Origin of the sequence: Sporomusa malonica (genome assembly GCF_900176355.1) — a bacterium.
GTDB lineage: Bacteria > Bacillota > Negativicutes > Sporomusales > Sporomusaceae > Sporomusa > Sporomusa malonica.
This window is the reverse complement of record NZ_FWXI01000003.1, coordinates 278,384-294,763: the sequence shown is the minus strand read 5'-3', so window position 1 is coordinate 294,763 and position 16,380 is coordinate 278,384. Positions and strand designations below refer to the sequence as shown.

General features: G+C 45.9%; 13 protein-coding genes. 11 read left to right on the top strand and 2 right to left on the bottom strand.

Annotated elements, in window-relative coordinates; all coding sequences use genetic code 11:
- The first annotated feature begins 10 nt into the window (after positions 1 to 10).
- From B9A22_RS05015 to B9A22_RS04980, 8 genes are all read left to right on the top strand, one after another.
- On the top strand, positions 11 to 787 hold the full coding sequence (locus tag B9A22_RS05015) for an electron transfer flavoprotein subunit beta/FixA family protein (RefSeq protein WP_084574604.1): 777 nt from the start codon (positions 11 to 13) through the stop codon (positions 785 to 787).
- Between the two features lie 20 nt (positions 788 to 807).
- Positions 808 to 1,740 (top strand): electron transfer flavoprotein subunit alpha/FixB family protein, encoded by a 933-nt coding sequence (locus B9A22_RS05010; RefSeq protein ID WP_084574603.1) that lies wholly within the window; start codon positions 808 to 810, stop codon positions 1,738 to 1,740.
- Positions 1,741 to 1,774: 34 nt separating this feature from the next.
- Complete coding sequence (locus B9A22_RS05005; RefSeq protein ID WP_084574602.1) at positions 1,775 to 3,058, top strand: FAD-dependent oxidoreductase; 1,284 nt, start codon at positions 1,775 to 1,777, stop codon at positions 3,056 to 3,058.
- Positions 3,055 to 3,345 carry a ferredoxin family protein gene (locus tag B9A22_RS05000; protein WP_084574601.1) on the top strand — a complete coding sequence of 97 codons (291 nt, stop codon included), beginning with the start codon at positions 3,055 to 3,057 and terminating at the stop codon, positions 3,343 to 3,345. Before B9A22_RS05005 ends, B9A22_RS05000 begins: the two co-directional genes overlap by 4 nt.
- A 289-nt stretch (positions 3,346 to 3,634) precedes the next feature.
- Positions 3,635 to 4,909 carry an MFS transporter gene (locus B9A22_RS04995; RefSeq protein WP_084574600.1) on the top strand — a complete coding sequence of 425 codons (1,275 nt, stop codon included), beginning with the start codon at positions 3,635 to 3,637 and terminating at the stop codon, positions 4,907 to 4,909.
- Between the two features lie 70 nt (positions 4,910 to 4,979).
- Positions 4,980 to 6,452 carry an S-layer homology domain-containing protein gene (locus B9A22_RS04990; RefSeq protein WP_084574599.1) on the top strand — a complete coding sequence of 491 codons (1,473 nt, stop codon included), beginning with the start codon at positions 4,980 to 4,982 and terminating at the stop codon, positions 6,450 to 6,452.
- A gap of 91 nt (positions 6,453 to 6,543) precedes the next feature.
- Complete coding sequence (locus tag B9A22_RS04985; RefSeq protein WP_245823800.1) at positions 6,544 to 7,845, top strand: MFS transporter; 1,302 nt, start codon at positions 6,544 to 6,546, stop codon at positions 7,843 to 7,845.
- Positions 7,846 to 8,158: 313 nt separating this feature from the next.
- Positions 8,159 to 8,731 (top strand): DUF2284 domain-containing protein, encoded by a 573-nt coding sequence (locus B9A22_RS04980; RefSeq protein WP_084574598.1) that lies wholly within the window; start codon positions 8,159 to 8,161, stop codon positions 8,729 to 8,731.
- A 116-nt stretch (positions 8,732 to 8,847) separates the two neighbouring features.
- Here the strand turns inward: B9A22_RS04980 and B9A22_RS04975 are convergent, their stop codons facing one another.
- The gene (locus B9A22_RS04975; RefSeq protein ID WP_084574597.1) at positions 8,848 to 9,801 is read right to left on the bottom strand and encodes a LysR family transcriptional regulator; all 954 of its coding nucleotides are present in this window, start codon (positions 9,799 to 9,801) and stop codon (positions 8,848 to 8,850) included.
- A 319-nt stretch (positions 9,802 to 10,120) separates the two neighbouring features.
- Here B9A22_RS04975 and B9A22_RS04970 point away from each other — a divergent pair, with 319 nt between their 5' ends.
- Positions 10,121 to 11,260, top strand: coding sequence for a uroporphyrinogen decarboxylase family protein (locus B9A22_RS04970; protein WP_084574596.1), 1,140 nt, complete (start codon positions 10,121 to 10,123; stop codon positions 11,258 to 11,260).
- Between the two features lie 115 nt (positions 11,261 to 11,375).
- On the opposite strand, the gene B9A22_RS04965 is transcribed toward B9A22_RS04970, so the two are convergent.
- Positions 11,376 to 12,275 carry a LysR family transcriptional regulator gene (locus B9A22_RS04965; protein WP_176215400.1) on the bottom strand — a complete coding sequence of 300 codons (900 nt, stop codon included), beginning with the start codon at positions 12,273 to 12,275 and terminating at the stop codon, positions 11,376 to 11,378.
- A gap of 203 nt (positions 12,276 to 12,478) precedes the next feature.
- Here B9A22_RS04965 and B9A22_RS04960 point away from each other — a divergent pair, with 203 nt between their 5' ends.
- Together B9A22_RS04960 and B9A22_RS04955 are read left to right on the top strand one after the other, a co-directional pair.
- Positions 12,479 to 15,448: a molybdopterin-dependent oxidoreductase gene (locus B9A22_RS04960; protein ID WP_084574594.1), complete on the top strand. Its 2,970-nt coding sequence runs from the start codon at positions 12,479 to 12,481 to the stop codon at positions 15,446 to 15,448.
- Positions 15,445 to 16,284: a 4Fe-4S dicluster domain-containing protein gene (locus tag B9A22_RS04955; protein ID WP_084574593.1), complete on the top strand. Its 840-nt coding sequence runs from the start codon at positions 15,445 to 15,447 to the stop codon at positions 16,282 to 16,284. Before B9A22_RS04960 ends, B9A22_RS04955 begins: the two co-directional genes overlap by 4 nt.
- Positions 16,285 to 16,380 lie beyond the last annotated feature (96 nt).

Genomic DNA, 16,380 nt, shown 5'->3' with positions numbered 1-16,380 from the left:
GGGGTCAACCATGCAAAAGCTTCTTGTCTGCTACAAGTGGGTTTTAGACGAACAAGACATCAAAATAGCGGGAGATTTGTCTCTCGACACCGGCAGGGCTAAATACAAAATCAGTGATTATGACAAAAATGCAATAGAAGAAGGCGCTCTTTTGGCGGAAAAGCATGGCGTCAGCATTGAAGCGCTCACTTTTGGGCCTGCTGCAGCCAAACAATCACTAAAGGATGCTCTCTCCAGAGGCCTTGACAAAGTGTATTGGATTGGTGATCCGGCGGCCGAACAGGCAGACGCTTTTGTGACAGCTAATATATTAGCTGCCGCCGTGAAAAAAGCTGGAGCATTTGACTTAATTTTATGCGGCGAAGGCAGCTCTGACTCCTATAGCCAGCAGACAGCCCCACGGCTGGCTGCCCTTCTTGATATTCCGGCTATTACCTTTGTTCAGCAGCTTACTGTGGCTGACGGACGGGTAGTTGCCACCCGTAAACTAGGTGATTGTACCGAAGAAGTGACAGTAACAGGACCGGCTGTAATCAGTGTTTTACCAGAGATTAACAAACCGCGCATACCTGGTTTAAAACAGGTTATGGCGGCTGCCAAGAAGCCTTCAGAGGAAATAAAAGTTGCTGATTTAGGTCTGAGTGACGAGGAATTAACGCCGAAAGTGCGTTGTCTGGCACTTAAAGGGTATGTCATGGACCGGAAAAAAGTCATCCTTAAAGAAGCTAACCAGGCCGATAATGTTGCTAAACTAGTTGCCAGCCTTACGCAAGAAGGTCTGTGCTAAAGGAAAGGGGTAATTTTTACATGCCAGGAATTTGGATTTATTCGGAAGACAGCGCTGTTGCCAGACAACTCTTGACTGCTGGTCAGGAGCTTAAGCAAACCATGCAGCAGCCGCTTAATGTGATAACACTCTATGCTGATGATGCCCCAAGCTTTGTCCAAGCTGGTGCTGATAAGGTATGTGTGCTTAAAGGCAACAATCCATGGCCGGAAAGTTATGCTGCTGCCATCACAGCCCTCTTGCAGGCAGAACAGGCAAGTGTGCTGCTGGTTGGTGCTACTATGCGTGGCAAAGATCTGGCTGCTAAGGTAGCTGCAGGCCTCAAAACCGGCCTTGTTACCGATGCGCTGAGTGTGCAATTTGCTAATGATATTATTGAAACAACCCGGTTGATGTATGGCGGTCTGGCTGTTCGTACCGAGGCTGTGGCTTTGCCGGCTTTGGTTACAATCCCGCCGCGTACCTTTGCAGAAGCCCCGGCCAGTGCTGGACAAGGGGAAGTGGTTACTGTTGAAGTAGCCAACGACGATGCCAGAATAACTATTAGCAATGTTTGTCCTATTGTTCGCCAGGGGGCTGACATCTCAACAGCCAGCCGGGTAGTCTGTGTTGGCCGCGGTTTAGCCAAGCAGGAAGATATGAGCATGGTTGAACAGCTGGCAGCTGCTGCCGGTGCTGAGATTGGCTGCACACGGGGTATATCTGAGGATTATCACTGGCTGCCTAACGACCGCTATATCGGTATTTCCGGTCAGAAGGTTAAGCCTGAACTCTATATTGGTTTGGGAATTTCCGGACAGGTGCAGCATGTTGTTGGTATCAGGGATTCCAAAGTTATTGTTGCTATTGATACCAATGAAAAAGCTCCGATTTTTGAAGCAGCTGACTATGGGATTGTAGGGGATATGTATGAAGTTGTGCCCTTACTGACTGCCGCTTTGCAGAAAAAGTAAGATCGGCAAAAGTTGCTGAAATGGGGGGATTATTGTGTCAGCTGATGAAAAATTTGATGCCATAATTATCGGTGCCGGCCCAGCCGGCGCCGCCTGTGCCTATGTGCTGGCTAAGAATGGCAAAAGTGTCCTGATGGTAGAGCGGGGCGTAAGCGCCGGCAGTAAAAACGTCACAGGCGGCCGTCTTTATACCTATGCGCTGGAATTAGTCGAACCTGGTCTGTACCAAGAGGCGCCGCTTGAAAGAAAAGTGGTTAGAGAGCAGATTATGATGCTTGGCGCTAATGGGGCAATGACCATGGACTATGTTGATTACGATTTTGGGGAGGGAGTTCCTCAATCATATTCAGTGCTGCGTGCACCGTTTGATGAATGGTTTGCCGGCCAGGCAGAGGCTCAGGGCGCTATGCTTGCTCCCGGTATCCTGGTTGACGAGCTCATTGAAAAAGATGGGAAAATTGTTGGGATCAAGGCAGGCGACGACGAAATCTATGCAACAGTAGTTATAGCTGCTGACGGAGTAAACTCCTTTATCGCTCAGAAAGCCGGTTTGCGACAAGACATCGATGCCCATAACGTCGGGGTGGGCGCAAAAGAAGTGATTGAGCTACCGGAGAAAGTGATTGAAGACCGTTTCAACTTAAACGGTGATGAAGGTGCAGCCCGCGTATTGGTCGGTTGTGCCGATGGAGTGCTCGGCGGTGGCTTTCTTTACACCAATAAAAACAGTATTTCACTTGGTGTAGTATTAAATCCCGCAGACCTTGCCTGCCACGGTAAGCAGATACATGAAATTCTGCAGGATCTCAAAATGCATCCGGCAATTTATTCGTTGATCAAGGACGGAACAACGATCGAATATGGCGCACACCTTGTGCCAGAGGTTGGTTATCATGCCATGCCTAAGACCTTGTACAGGGATGGACTGATACTGGTGGGGGATGCTGCCGGTATGGTAGTTAATACCGGTACCATGATTCGTGGTATAGATCTGGCAATTGTGAGCGGTGTGGCTGCCGCACGTGCTATCATGAAGAATGAAGAGCTCAGTAATGTCGGCCCTGCCTATGTTAAGGAACTGGAAGATATTGCATTGCTTCCAACCATGAAATTGTACGCTGGGTTCCACGAGCTCATGAGCAACCGGCGTATGGTGGCTGTCTACCCGGCGATGGCTAATGATATGATGAAAGTCTTGTTTGCTGTGGATGGCAAACTGCCAGAACGCATGGATAAAGCAATGCTGAAAGTCTTGAAAAAGCATGTCACATTCGGGCAACTGCTTGCTGACGGCTGGAAGGGGTTTAAAGCCATATGACAATAAAAAAACTATCACCGGAAGAGCTTCTCGGTATAAATAAGTTTGCTGTTGATGAAGAAGAACCCCACATTGTTCTTGACAAGGCTATCTGTGCAAAATGCAAGGAAAAGCCCTGTCTGGTTGTTTGTCCTGCCGTTCTCTACACCTTAAAAGACGGTGAAATCAACTTTGATTATGCCGGCTGCCTTGAATGCGGCACCTGCCGTGTAGTCTGCAAAGACAAAGGAATTACTAAGTGGACTTATCCACGCGGTACTTTCGGCGTTGCCTTCCGTTGTGGGTAAAAATCCTACTCTTTTTATCTGTGCGTGATTTTTCTGAAATATCAGAGGAAAAGGATTGACAAATATTTTAGAGTGGGATACTATCTATATAGATGTATATATATCTATAAACGTGTAAACGGTCTCAAATAAAAACCGAGCACTCATACTGAAAGACTCAGAAGAGTTGCCGCAACAAAAAACGTGAATTCAGTAAAGATTGAGTCCACATAGGCAAGTTCTTTAAGTCACAAGTTGGGGAGCTCGTTTTTTTGAAAAGACCGAAAATTATTACAAGGAGGTCTAATTAATGGGTAACACTCAAAATTTTTATGGTTGGAAACTGGTAGGAGCACTGTGGTTTTTGTACCTGCTGAACATGGGTTTTCCACTTTACGGTGGCGCAGTAATTAACAGCTATATGATGAAAGAAATCACCATGGATCGCACTACTTACGGTTTAGGTTTTTCGTTGTTGAATTTATTTGTAGGAACGTCAGCTATTCTGGTCGGGATGGCAATTACTAAATGGGGCGTTCGCAAGACCTTTATAATTGGCTCAGGTTTGCTGGTTATTGGTTCATTGTGGATGGCACAGGTTGCCACACAACCCTGGCACTATTTAGTGGGCTTTGGCTTTTTAATTGGTTGTGGTCTCGGGTTTGGCACAATTGTAACATTATCAACTACCATTACGCGCTGGTTTTCTAAATTCAGGGGAAGAGCCATGGCTCTGGCCATGACCGCTTCAGGCTTCGCCGGCTTTATTGGTGCGCCGGCCATGAACAAACTGATCGCGGCCAGTGGGGGCAACTGGCGGGTAGCTTGGCTGGCTGTAACTGGGATTGCTATTACTAGCGCTTTAATTGCCTGGTTTTTTGTAAAAGAGCGTCCACAGGATATCGGGCAAGTTCCTGATGGAGAAGAAATAACGGCTTCAGCAACGCCTGTAGCCAATGCATTAGTGACGAAGTATGTATGGGCACCGGCCGAGGTATATAAGTCGGCTTCCTATTGGTTGACTGTACTGGCGGCTGCTGCTAGTCAATGGCCGTTTTTCTTCTTTACCGCCCACTGGATTATGCATTTGAAAGGCAAGGGAATTTCGCCGGCAGATGCAGCGTTTGCTATGGGGATGTTTACCATGGGTGGGATTTTTGGACGGTTGATCAGTGGTTGGCTTATGGATAGAATTGCGGCCCGCTTTGTCTTCATGCTAGGCATTTGTTGTTACTTTGTCGGCTCGTATCTTGCTGTGCAGGCTGCTCCTGGCGCACTAACGGCCGCCTATGCAGCGGCTGTGTTATATGGTGCCGGTTTTGGCTGGTCTTTTGTGGCACAAAACACAATGTTGGGTAACTTTTTTGGACCTGCCGCCTTTCCTAAAGTCAATGGTATGCTGCAGGCAATCTCTGCAGTCATTGTATCTGGTGCCGGTGTAGTTGGCGGAAAGTTATTTGATTCTTATCAGAGTTACACACCAGCGTTTCAGCTTAATTCGGCCATCTGCCTGATAGGACTTATTTGTCTGATTTTTGCAACCATGCCTAAGCCAGCGGCTGCCAAGTCTTCTGAAAGTGCATAACTAAAAGGGGCACTCAGCAGGCAAAGTATAGACTAGAGAAAAGACTAAAAATAATAGGGGAGAGATTTTCATGAAAACAACAAAATCGGTAAAAAAATGGATGGCTATTGTACCACTGGCTCTGATGTCCATCACTATGGCTGGAACCCCTGCATTAATCACTCCTGTTCATGCTTCCTCTGCGGCTCAAGCCTTCAGTGATGTCCCTGCCAAGCATTGGGCATATGATGCTGTAGGTAAATTAGCTAAAGCCGGAATTGTTAGCGGCTATAACGACAACACCTTCAAAGGTGATAAGACCCTGACCCGTTATGAATTTGCCTTTATTGTTTCCAAAGCAATGGACAAGTTTGACGCTGCTGATGACGCTAACAAGCAACTAATCGACAAACTGTCTGCCGAGTTCGCCAGTGAGCTTAACCGCTTGGGTACCCGGGTAGCTAAAGTGGAAGCTAAGACCAATACCTGGATTGCCGGCGAAACTCGTTTCCGTGCTTTCGGCAACGACCCTAAGGCGGCTGGAACATCGAAATTGAAGGGGTCAAATAATTTTGATTTCCGACAACGCATTAAGTTTCAGGGAACTATTAATGAGGATATTTCCTGGATGGCAAGAATTCAAGCAAGTTCAAATTTTGGTAACTACAATAATAACGAGGGAAGTAATGCTGCCTTCGATATGTTGGCCGTAACTGCGAAGAATGTTATGGGTATAGACAAAGTCCGCATCGGTCGTTTCCCTTACGACAACCTTACTCACGGTCTGTTCGGTAAAGCAGTCGGCGTTGATGGTATTCGGATTGATGAAAACATTGGCAAGGTAACATTTACCGGATCGGTGAACAATATCAAAGGTAATGGTCCTACTACAAGTGTAGTTAACTCAAATGGGGCCTCTACTGGCGACGCTAACACACTTACTACTGCTCAACTTACAGGTAAAGTAAATAACAATCTTGGCTGGAAAGCTGGCTATTATTGGTCTGAAGTTCCTGGAAGTAGTAATCCACAGGGTAAGGGCTCAATGAATACCAATATTGGTTCCTTTGATAAATCAGCTGGTTGGGCAGTAGGCTTTGACGCTAAGCTCGGCAAAGTTATGCTTATTGGAGATTATGTATCAACAGACTTAAAGGGTGCGAGCAATCTGCCAACATCACCAAAGGGGTGGGCTGTTGAACTTTCTAGCGGCGTCGACAAGATTCCAGCCTTCTACTCAGTAAAAAACCTTGTAGACTATAAGAAAAAAGGTGATTTTGGTTGGTCGGTAGCATACCGCAGCATTGACGCAGGGGCTATTCCGTCTGGTGCCGGTGGATTTGACTCGCAAGCAATGGCCTACCCGTCAGATTCTTTCTCAACATTCACTAAAGGAACAGATAATCTAAAAGGTGTCTGGGTTGCCCTACAGAGCACTGTAAGCAAAAACGTTATTTGGACTATTGAGGCACAAGACCTCAAATTTAAGAATAGAAACCTAACTGGACAGGCCTCCGATGATCTTAACAAAACCTACATGACCAAGTTAGAGTTCTTCTATTAAAATCTAAAAAACTAAACTGGATTGCAGGGACCCCGACTTGTTCGGGGTCATCTGTTCAATGATGCAACTTTAACAGAAGGAGGCCGCATCTGTGAATGGAGAACAAGCAGTGAGGGAAAATGTAATTTCAGAGGGAGAGCCAACCAAACAGCGGGTGGTCTTGATCCTGGTGCTTTTAGTGACCCTGTTGGTTGCATATCTTGACCGGGTTAATGTATCGGTACTGGTGGCCGATGAAACCTTTTTAACCGAAATGGGTATCAAGGGTAATGCGGTGGCTATGGGGGCGTTGATGTCCTTGTTTTTGGCAACCTATGCTATTACAAACGCTGTATTAAGTCCACTGGGTGATTTGTGGGGGCCACGTAAGGTAATGGCTCTGGCAATTGTACTGTGGGCAGTTTCTTGCGTTTATGGGGGATTGGTCACAACCTTTACAGGCATGATTGTTGCCAGATGCATTCTGGGTTTGGGTGAGGGAATGCATTGGCCTATGCAAATGAAGTTTGTAAGGAATTGGTTTCCGCCTCAAGAGCGAGCCCGGGCTAATTCGACATGGCTGATCGGGCTGGCAGCAGGCCCGGCTATTGCGATGCCATTCTTCGTGTGGGTTGTTGGGACTTGGGGTTGGCGGACGAGCTTTTTTACCCTCGCAGCCATTGGTATTATTCCGTTAATCCTGATTTGGTTTTTTACCACAGACTATCCAAGCCAGAATAAAAGAATTAACCGGTTAGAATTGGAGCATATTGAGAGCGGTCTGCAAGCCGAGGCTGCCAAGAATAAAACAGTAAGTGAATCAGTTTCCAAATGGGAAATTTGGAAACAATTTCTGCTTAATATTGACTATTGGCTTTGTGTCACATTTTATGTTTTTAGTTCAGCAGCCTGGTGGGGGCTTATGACCTGGATTCCGTCCTATCTGAAAACCGCGATGGGCTTCACCTGGAGTACAATGGGTTTTTGGGCTAATGCTCCTTACGCTGCAGGGGTCATAGCACTTGTCGTTTCAGGCTACCTCACAGACAAAATCGAAAGAAAAGCGACTTTTGGCGTTCTGCATATGGTAGGTGGAGCTGTAGGAATTTATTTTGCTGCTCATGCTACCGGTCAGATAGAGGCAGCATTATGGCTTGTAGTTGCCGTTGCCTCCTTAGTCATCGGGTTGCCTGGCCATTGGTCAATGATTCAAAAGGTTGTACCGGAAAAAGCCTTAGCAACAGGCAGCGGGCTGGAAAGCGGTCTAGGTAGTGCCGGGGGGGCCATCACTCCGGTCGTTGTTGGTTATTTTATTGATGCAACCGGCAGCTATACCGGTGGGCTGATGTGTCTGGTAGCTTTTTGTGTTATAGGTGCAGCGGCAATGATAGCTCTGTGGCTTCGCAAGGTATAGTCCGATCGAAGGTACTTTGCGTAAAAGAAAACACACCCCTCTGTATGATAAGCATAAGTAAAGGCAAAAAAGTAACGTCTGGAATCCTTTATTGAGGGTATCAGACGTTACCTTTTTTTTGATATTGTGAATAATAGAATTGTGCCAATAGTAAAAAAATATTGACACACTGAATGTTATCCACTAATCTATATCTAGATGTATATATAAGGACGAAGACGGTTGCTGCGGCAGTATCTTTACCCTTATATGCTGCATTTTTGGTGTATTGATTTTGCCAGAGGTGCTATTGGAATCTTTGGGAGGTAAGAGTATGGGTGCAATTTTTAATGACTTGGTTCAGGCAGCATTAGCTTCAAAGGCGGACCATGCCGCAATTGCTGAGGTATCCCAAATAAAATTTGTCGAGGATTTTAGGAAAGCATGTGAACAAAACGTATGCAGGAAATACGATACCAATTGGGTCTGTCCCCCAGCAGTTGGTCCTTTTGAGGAGTTGAAAGCTCAAGCCTGTACATATAAGTACGGTCTCTTGTTTCAGACAGTACATCAAATGAAAAGTTCGTTTGACTGGAACGGTATGATGGCGGCCAAAAAAGTTCATGATGGAGTATTCAGGAACCTGCTGGACCGTGTTAAAAATGAGTACAAATTGCAGAGTATTCTTCCTTTGAATGCGGGATCATGTGAGTTTTGTGCAAAGTGTGCCTATTTAGATAATGAACCATGCCGGTTTCCTGATGAGGCTTTTGCTTCGGTTGAAGCGTATGGGATAGATGTTATTAATCTGGAAAAGACTTGTGGAATTCCGTATTATAATGGAAAGAATACTGTTTCGTATGTTGGTCTTATATTGTTTAATATAGGGGCAGAGGAATCTATCTAGTAAAAATAAGTATAGATGCACATAAGAGAGGGGAGATTAGCTACGGCCAATCTCCCCTTCTTTTCACAAATTAGCGCCTTTGAAAAATCCTGGCCATTGATGTTTACCTACGGCTCTTAAATAGATGAAAGATGTTCATTACTATCATTAGATGGTGGAAGACCCATGCTATTTTGGAAAAATTGAATAGCACCTCTAGCTTTGTTAAGGAACAATGGTATAGCTGGATTCCTATTTGTTCTTTTCCAGGATGCGACCATCTCAACCTGCGCGTCGTCACCCTCCAGCTTAATAAAGCGGAGACTAGGGCTGGCATAGGGTTTGGTGGTAAAGTATGGGAGAATTGCAATTCCTTCTCCAGATTCAACCAGCGTAAGTAAAATCTCTGTAAGAAAAGGACGTTCAACAAAGTTTGGGGTAAAGCCCCTGTTGACACACAGACGTAACGTAAAGTCGTAGGGGCAGGGGGCAACTTCGCGATTGAGAACAACAAATGGTTCCCGGGCTACGGCGGTTAAATCTAATTGAGGTTGATTGGCCAGCGGGTGGTCATAAGGCATTACAAAACACTCAACATCCTGATAGAGTGTCTGCCAGGCAACCTTGGGAATATTTTGCAAAGAAACTGACATGGTAAGACCTATATCCAAATCACCACGCTCCAAGGCAAGATTCAGATCTCCCCAGCTTAATTGGGTTAGCAGTAACTTGATTTTGGGATATGAGTGCCGGAAGTCTTTTACCAATTTGGGTAAAAAGTGTTTAGTGTGGGACTCTAGAAAGCCGACTCTCAGAGTCCCGCCAAAACCAGATGCGGTGTAGCGAGTTCTTTTTATTGCTTCTTCTGAAGTGGTAATAATGAATTTAGCTTCCTTAACAAAAACCTGACCGGCCGCTGTTAATTGTACTGAATGTGAATTTCTCGCAAATAATTTGACATCAAGCTGCTTTTCTAAATCTGCTATTTGCAAACTGACTGCTGATTGTGTGAGGTACAAGTGCTTGGCTGCTTCTGTAAAATTTAGCCGTTCTGCGACACAAACGAAAATTTCCAGTTGTCGAATATCCATAGACGCCTCCTGTTGTTGAGAATTAGTCTTGTACTATGAGAATATTAAGTAAATTAAAAAGTGGACTAAGTATGGTTTTCTTCCCACTCTTATCTTTGTTTATATGCAATAACTGTGCCAATAGCTGAGGATATATCAGCTCATCCGGCATCCACCTCTACTGCATATAGCTGTAACCTACTGCTGGTTGTTTTTTATCAAAACATCCTTAGTATTTAATTTTCAAATTGTTGCGATTAAGAGAATGAATTTCCACAAAGTAAGCTTTTACGATATCATTTAGCTGAATAGTAAAAAAATATTATTGTGGGGTGGAAACATGGCAGCAAAAAAAGATATAATGACTGCGGAAGAAAGACTGGTAGCTACTATTAACCTTGAGCCGGTAGACCGGGTAGTATGTGCGCCGATGATTGACCAGTATGCCGGTCAATTTGCCGGAATTACTAATAAGGAGTTTATGTGGGACTGGGAAAAATGTATGGATGCCATAGATAAGGTTCATGAAGCCTTTCCGATCTGGGACAGCAATCCGTTTATTATGTGTGAGCGTTATGCCCCGCTGATGAAAAAAGTCGGCCTCATGAGGACCAAGATGCCTGGGGTCGAGCTGCCAGACAATGCCTGCTTCCAGATGCACGAAGTTGAAATAACATCTCAGGCCGATTATGACTTGCTCATTGAAAAAGGCTTACTCGAATATGTAATAAAATTTAATGAGATTGCTTTCGGTACAAGCAAAGAAGAAATGTTTCAGGCCATGATGGAAAAGGGTAAATTGCTCGTGGATGAAAATCAGCGCACACAGCGCCGGGGGCAGAGTTCGACCTGGGGAATCCTGGGCGGCTCAGCACCCGATGTCTTATCAATGACCCGTTCCATGGAATGCTTCTTTAAAGACATCTTTAGAGTCCCGGATAAGGTATATCAAGCAATGGAAGTTACTACTGACGGAATGATTGCCATACTGGCGGCCCAGGCAGATCAGATTGGTATCAGACGTACTTTTATCGGTGATTCACGCAGCAGTGCTCAATGGCTCTCTTTGAAAAAGTTTGAAAAACTGTTGTTACCGATTATGAAACGTCTTGTTAACGGGTTAGCCGAAAAAGATATTATTCCTATATTGCATTGCGATTCAGATTGGACTAAAAACCTGGAATATTTCTTAGAGCTGCCAGCCAAAAAATTTGTTTTACAGCTTGATGGTGATACAGATATTTTCAGGGTAAAAGAAATACTGGGCGGACATTGTGCCATCATGGGAGATATGCCGGCGGCCTTGTTGACAATAGGATCGGTTACGGATGTTGATGAGTATGCTAAAAAATTGATGACTGTTGTCGGGAAAGACGGCGGCTTCATTTATTCCTCAGGCTGTTGTGTCCCAATGAACGCGAAACATGAAAATATGAAAGCTTATTTTGATGCGGTGGAGAAGTACGGACGTTACAATTAATCTTTAATATCAGGGGCTGTGCTGAAACCAAAGGTTTCGGCACAGCCCCTGATTTATTATGATCAGAAAAACTATAGCATTTCAGAAGCGACATTATTCAATCTGCTGTGTATAGCTAGCGCTTAGTAGATAATTGCAGGCTTTCCAGTTCCTGAAGAAACAAAGGAATGGCTGGATTGTAATGAACCTCTGTCCAGGCGACAACTAGATCAAACCCTGTGCCGCTGCCGGCTATATCACAAAAGCGAAGCTCAGGGCCTGCGTATACTTTAATATGGCGTGGTAAAATGGCAACTCCGATTGCTGATTCGACCATAAGTAAAGCGTTCTCAGGAAAGGCCGAAAGCTTGGCGATGTTTGGTGAGAAGCCATTCGCTTCACAAAGGGAGATAATCTGGTTATGAAGACCGGGAGATTCCTCAGGTGCCAAAATGATGAAGTTCTCCTGGGATAGTGTTGATAACCTGACCGGATGATTGGTGGCGGCAGGATGGTCGTGACGCAGGACTACGGCAAGCGAATCGGAACAAATGGTCTTCCAGCAAAGCCCGGTCATCTTCGCCAAGTCAAAAGATAATGTAAAGCCGATGTCGATATCCCCTCGTTTTAGCGCATTGGCCAGTGCTCCCAGATTTAACTGGTTTAATTGTAAATCGACACTGGGGTAAGTGTTGCGAAAGCGCGAAATTAACGCTGGAAAAAAGTTTTTAACAGGTGCTCCCAAAAAGCCGATCTTTAGCTGACCTGCGAATCCGGCAACTGCAAGCCGGATTTTTTGGATGCCTTCATCATAGTGCGTAAGAATAGACTTTGTCTCTGCAAGGACCACCGCGCCAATTGGTGTTAGATTAACACTTTGCTTATTTCGCGCAAACAGCTGCACTCCGAGTGCATATTCCAAATCAGCGATGTGTCTGCTGAGAACAGGCTGGGCAATGAACAACTGCTTGGCAGCTGTACTGAAGTTTAAATGTTCTGCAAGGCATACGAATTCGCGCAACAACTGGATTTCCATGGTACCTCCTAACAGAATTACACTATAACAATAGTATAAAATGATTGGGTGGCAAGGGGAAGTAATTTTATGTAAAAACGCGCGTGCACGAACGTAATACTTTTTTGTTATAAGCTTAGTCATACACGGTATTTCCCAGGAAAAGCGGATTGCGGTATTATTAGGCTGTAGTGATGGAAGTTATTTCAAAGGAGAAGAATACTATGGCGCTTGAAAGTACGCAATTTTCTGTTATTCTTTTCGGTCTAGAAAAAATTTTAAAGATGACGTCAATGAGATCGAAAACCTTTACCAAGCGGCTGAAAGAAAAAAATCTGATAGCCCAAATTAAACTGCGTGATAATTCTCAAGGCAGATATTTTATTATTAAAGATGGCAAGGTTTCTTCCAAAGCAGGTATATATGATAACCCAGATGTTGCTATGATATTTGAAGATGCGGAGACTGCTGTAAGGCTGATGAGTCCGACAAAGACTCAATTGGAATTTATCAGTGCAGCCAAACATTTTCAGATCGACATGCAAGGGCCGGACGAACTGACACTCTGGTTTGCCGAGACCTTGAATATGACTATGAATATTGACCCTGAATATGGCGTGGACATGGGTAAGGGTGTCAAGCGCTATACCAGCAATACTAACGGCGGCCCGGTTTTTGTCTATGTCAAGGACGGCAAGATCATCCGCATCACCCCGATTGAATTTGATGAAGAGGATGCCGAGCCCTGGGTGGTCAAAGCCAGAGGCAAGACTTTTTCACCACCTAAGAAAACTACTGTTAATCCCCATACGTTAGCCTGGAAATCCATGATTTATTCGCCTGATCGTCTGCTCTATCCGATGAAACGGGTAGACTTTGATCCGAATGGCGAGAGAAACCCGCAAAACCGGGGGATATCCGGCTATGAGCGGATTAGCTGGGATGAAGCACTTACTATTGTGGTTAACGAAATTAAGCGGGTAAAAAAAGATCATGGCCCTGGAGCCATTATGAACGGCAGCGGCTCCCACCATACCTGGGGGGCATTAGGCTATTGGCTGAGCGCCAGATTGAGATTTTTCAATGCTATCGGCTGGACACCGGTAGTGCATAATCCTGACAGCTGGGAAGGCTGGTTCTGGGGGGCAACTCATCACTGGGGACAAAGCGCCCGTAATGGCGGCTCGGAAACCTACAATTTGGTGGAAGACTGTCTCCAAAACTGTGAAATGATTGTTTTCTGGTCAAGTGACCCGGAATCTACCAGCGGGGTGTATGGTGCTCAGGAAGGGACAGTGCGTCGGCAGTGGCTGAAAGAGCTGGGCATCAAGATTGTCCATGTTGATCCATACTACAACCATACTGCCGGTCTGATGGGCGGCAAGTGGCTGGCACCTAAGCCGGGAACAGACAGTGCTATGGTCTTAGCGATTGCCTACGTCTGGATGACCGAAAACCTCTATGATAAAGAATATGTGGCTGAGCGTACCACCGGTTTTAAAAAATGGCAAGACTATGTACTTGGTAAAGAGGATGGTGTACCTAAAACCCCGGAATGGCAGGAGCAGGAGACCGGTATTCCCGCTAAAGATATCAGAGCACTGGCGCGGGAATGGGGCCGTAAAAAAACCTATCTGGCTGCCGGCGGGATTATCGGCTTCGGCGGTGCTTGCCGTACTGCCACCGGAACAGACTGGGCCAGAGGCATGGTATGTCTGATGGCTATGCAGGGGTTAGGCAAGCCGGGGGTTAATATGGGCGGCATGCAGCAGGGGACACCGGTTGACACACGTTTCTACTTCCCAGGATACGCCGAGGGTGGTTTTTCCGGCGATATTTTTGGTACAGGCAACTTCCTTAATTTATATCAGCGGATGCCCAATATCGTGACCATGAATACGGTTAATCAAGGGGTGCCGCGCCTCAAGATACCTGAAGCCATCATGGAAGGCCGCTGCGAAGGCTGGTCGGCTGACGCCAAGACAATCGAAGGTCAGTTCTTCCCGTTCCAATACCCGTCCCCTGGTCACTCACCGGTAAAAATGTACTATAAATATGGCGGCTCACATATCGGCACAATGGTTGATACCAACCGCTACGTAAACATGTACCGGTCAGATGGCCTGGAGTTCGTTGTCAACCAGTCGATCTGGTTTGAAGGAGAGGCCCAGTTTGCCGATGTTATCCTGCCGGCCTGTACTAATTTCGAGCGTTGGGACATCAGCGAATTTGCTAACTGCGGGGGCTACATTTATCACTCGTTTACGCAGGTGAATCACCGTGTGGCTGTGCTGCAGCATAAATGTATTGAGCCGCTGGGTGAATCAAAATCAGATATTGAAATCTTTCTGGAACTCTCTAAACGGTTGGGGCTGGGTTCAGTCTACTCTGAGGGATCTACCGAACTGGAATGGTGCAAGCGATTATTTGACGGCACCGACCTGCCAAACCGTCTCTCCTGGAAGAAGTTTCTCAAAAAAGGCTATTATGTTATTCCGCCACTGCCAGAGAATCGCCGTGATCCGGTGTCTTTTCGCTGGTATGCTGAAGGCCGTGCGAAAGATACCCCTGAGCCGTTTCCGGCTCCAGCTGACTATACAGGCGAATACCGTATGGGGCTGCAAACACAATCAGGCAAAATCGAGTTTGAATCTTCCAGTCTAAAACGCTTTGACCCAAATGACCCCGACCGGCCGCCAATTATGAAATATAATCCTGCCTGGGAAGGGCCACATTCGCCTGAGCTGTTTGCTAAGTACCCATTGCAACTGATTTCACCTCACCCCAAATTCACCTTCCATACGCAAAGTGATGGCAAAGACAGTGCCATCAACGATATTAAGGATCATCGGGTGCTGATCAACGGGCATTATTACTGGATTGTCAGAATCAATTCCAGCGATGCAGCGGCCCGGGGTATCAAAGAAAACGATCTGGTTAAGGTATTCAATGATCGTGGTGCCGTTGTTTGCGCAGCACAATTGACTGAACGAATTCCGCCGGGAACCGTACATTCTTACGAGTCTTCAGCAGTATATAAGCCGGCAGGAGAACCCGGAAAGTCGCCAGATCTTGGCGGATGTATCAACCTATTGACGCCAAGCCGGATGATGATTAAAAAATCCCATGCCATGGCGGCTAATTCCTGTCTTGTTGAAGTTGGCAAATGGGGCGGAGAGGAGAGCGTTTCGTGAAAAAGTGGCATTTAATTATTGATGTTGAAAAGTGTGTAGACTGCAATAATTGTTTCTTATCTTGCAAAGATGAGCATGTTGATAATGATTGGCCGGGTTATACCCGGCCCCAGCCCAGACATGGCCATCGCTGGATAAATATCATGCGCAAAGAGCGGGGGCAGTACCCACTTATTGATGTAGCCTACCGGCCGACTACCTGCATGCATTGCGAGGATGCTCCCTGTATTAAAGCATCCCGCGGCAGTATTGCCAAACGTCCTGACGGTGTTGTTAGCATTGACCCGAATAAAGCTAAAGGCCAGAAAGAACTGGTCAAAGCCTGCCCTTATCAAGCGATCTGGTGGAATGAAGAACATGATGTTCCGCAAAAGTGCAGTTTTTGCGCCCACCTTCTTGATCAGGGGTGGAAAAAGCCTCGTTGTGTGCAAGCCTGTCCTACCGGCGCGCTTAAGGTGGAATATGTGGAAGATGCCGAAATGAGTCGTATCTGTCAGGCCGATAATTTGGAGGTTTTGCAGCCGGAGTATAATACGCGTCCTAGTGTGTATTACAAGAATTTATACCGATTTACTAAGTGTTTTATCGCTGGGAGTGTCGCTGTAAATAGCAGTGGTGTTGTTGACTGTGTCGAAGGCGCTAAAGTTACCCTGTTCCGTGACGAGAAAAAACTTTCTGAGGTGCTTACCGACAACTTCGGTGACTTTAAGATTGATAACCTGCCTGAAAACAGTGGCCCTTATACTATTGAAATTGAGATGCTGGGGTTTGAGAAGGCCACTGCGACAGTTGAAATCACTACCAGTCAGAATATTGGTACTGTATACCTGGGATAGTTCACTAATTATAGGAAGATTGCCGCGCTGTATCCCGGCGCGATATCGGAAGAGGGAACGAAAAATTCCGTCATCCTGTAGTGGTAAAGGGGCAGC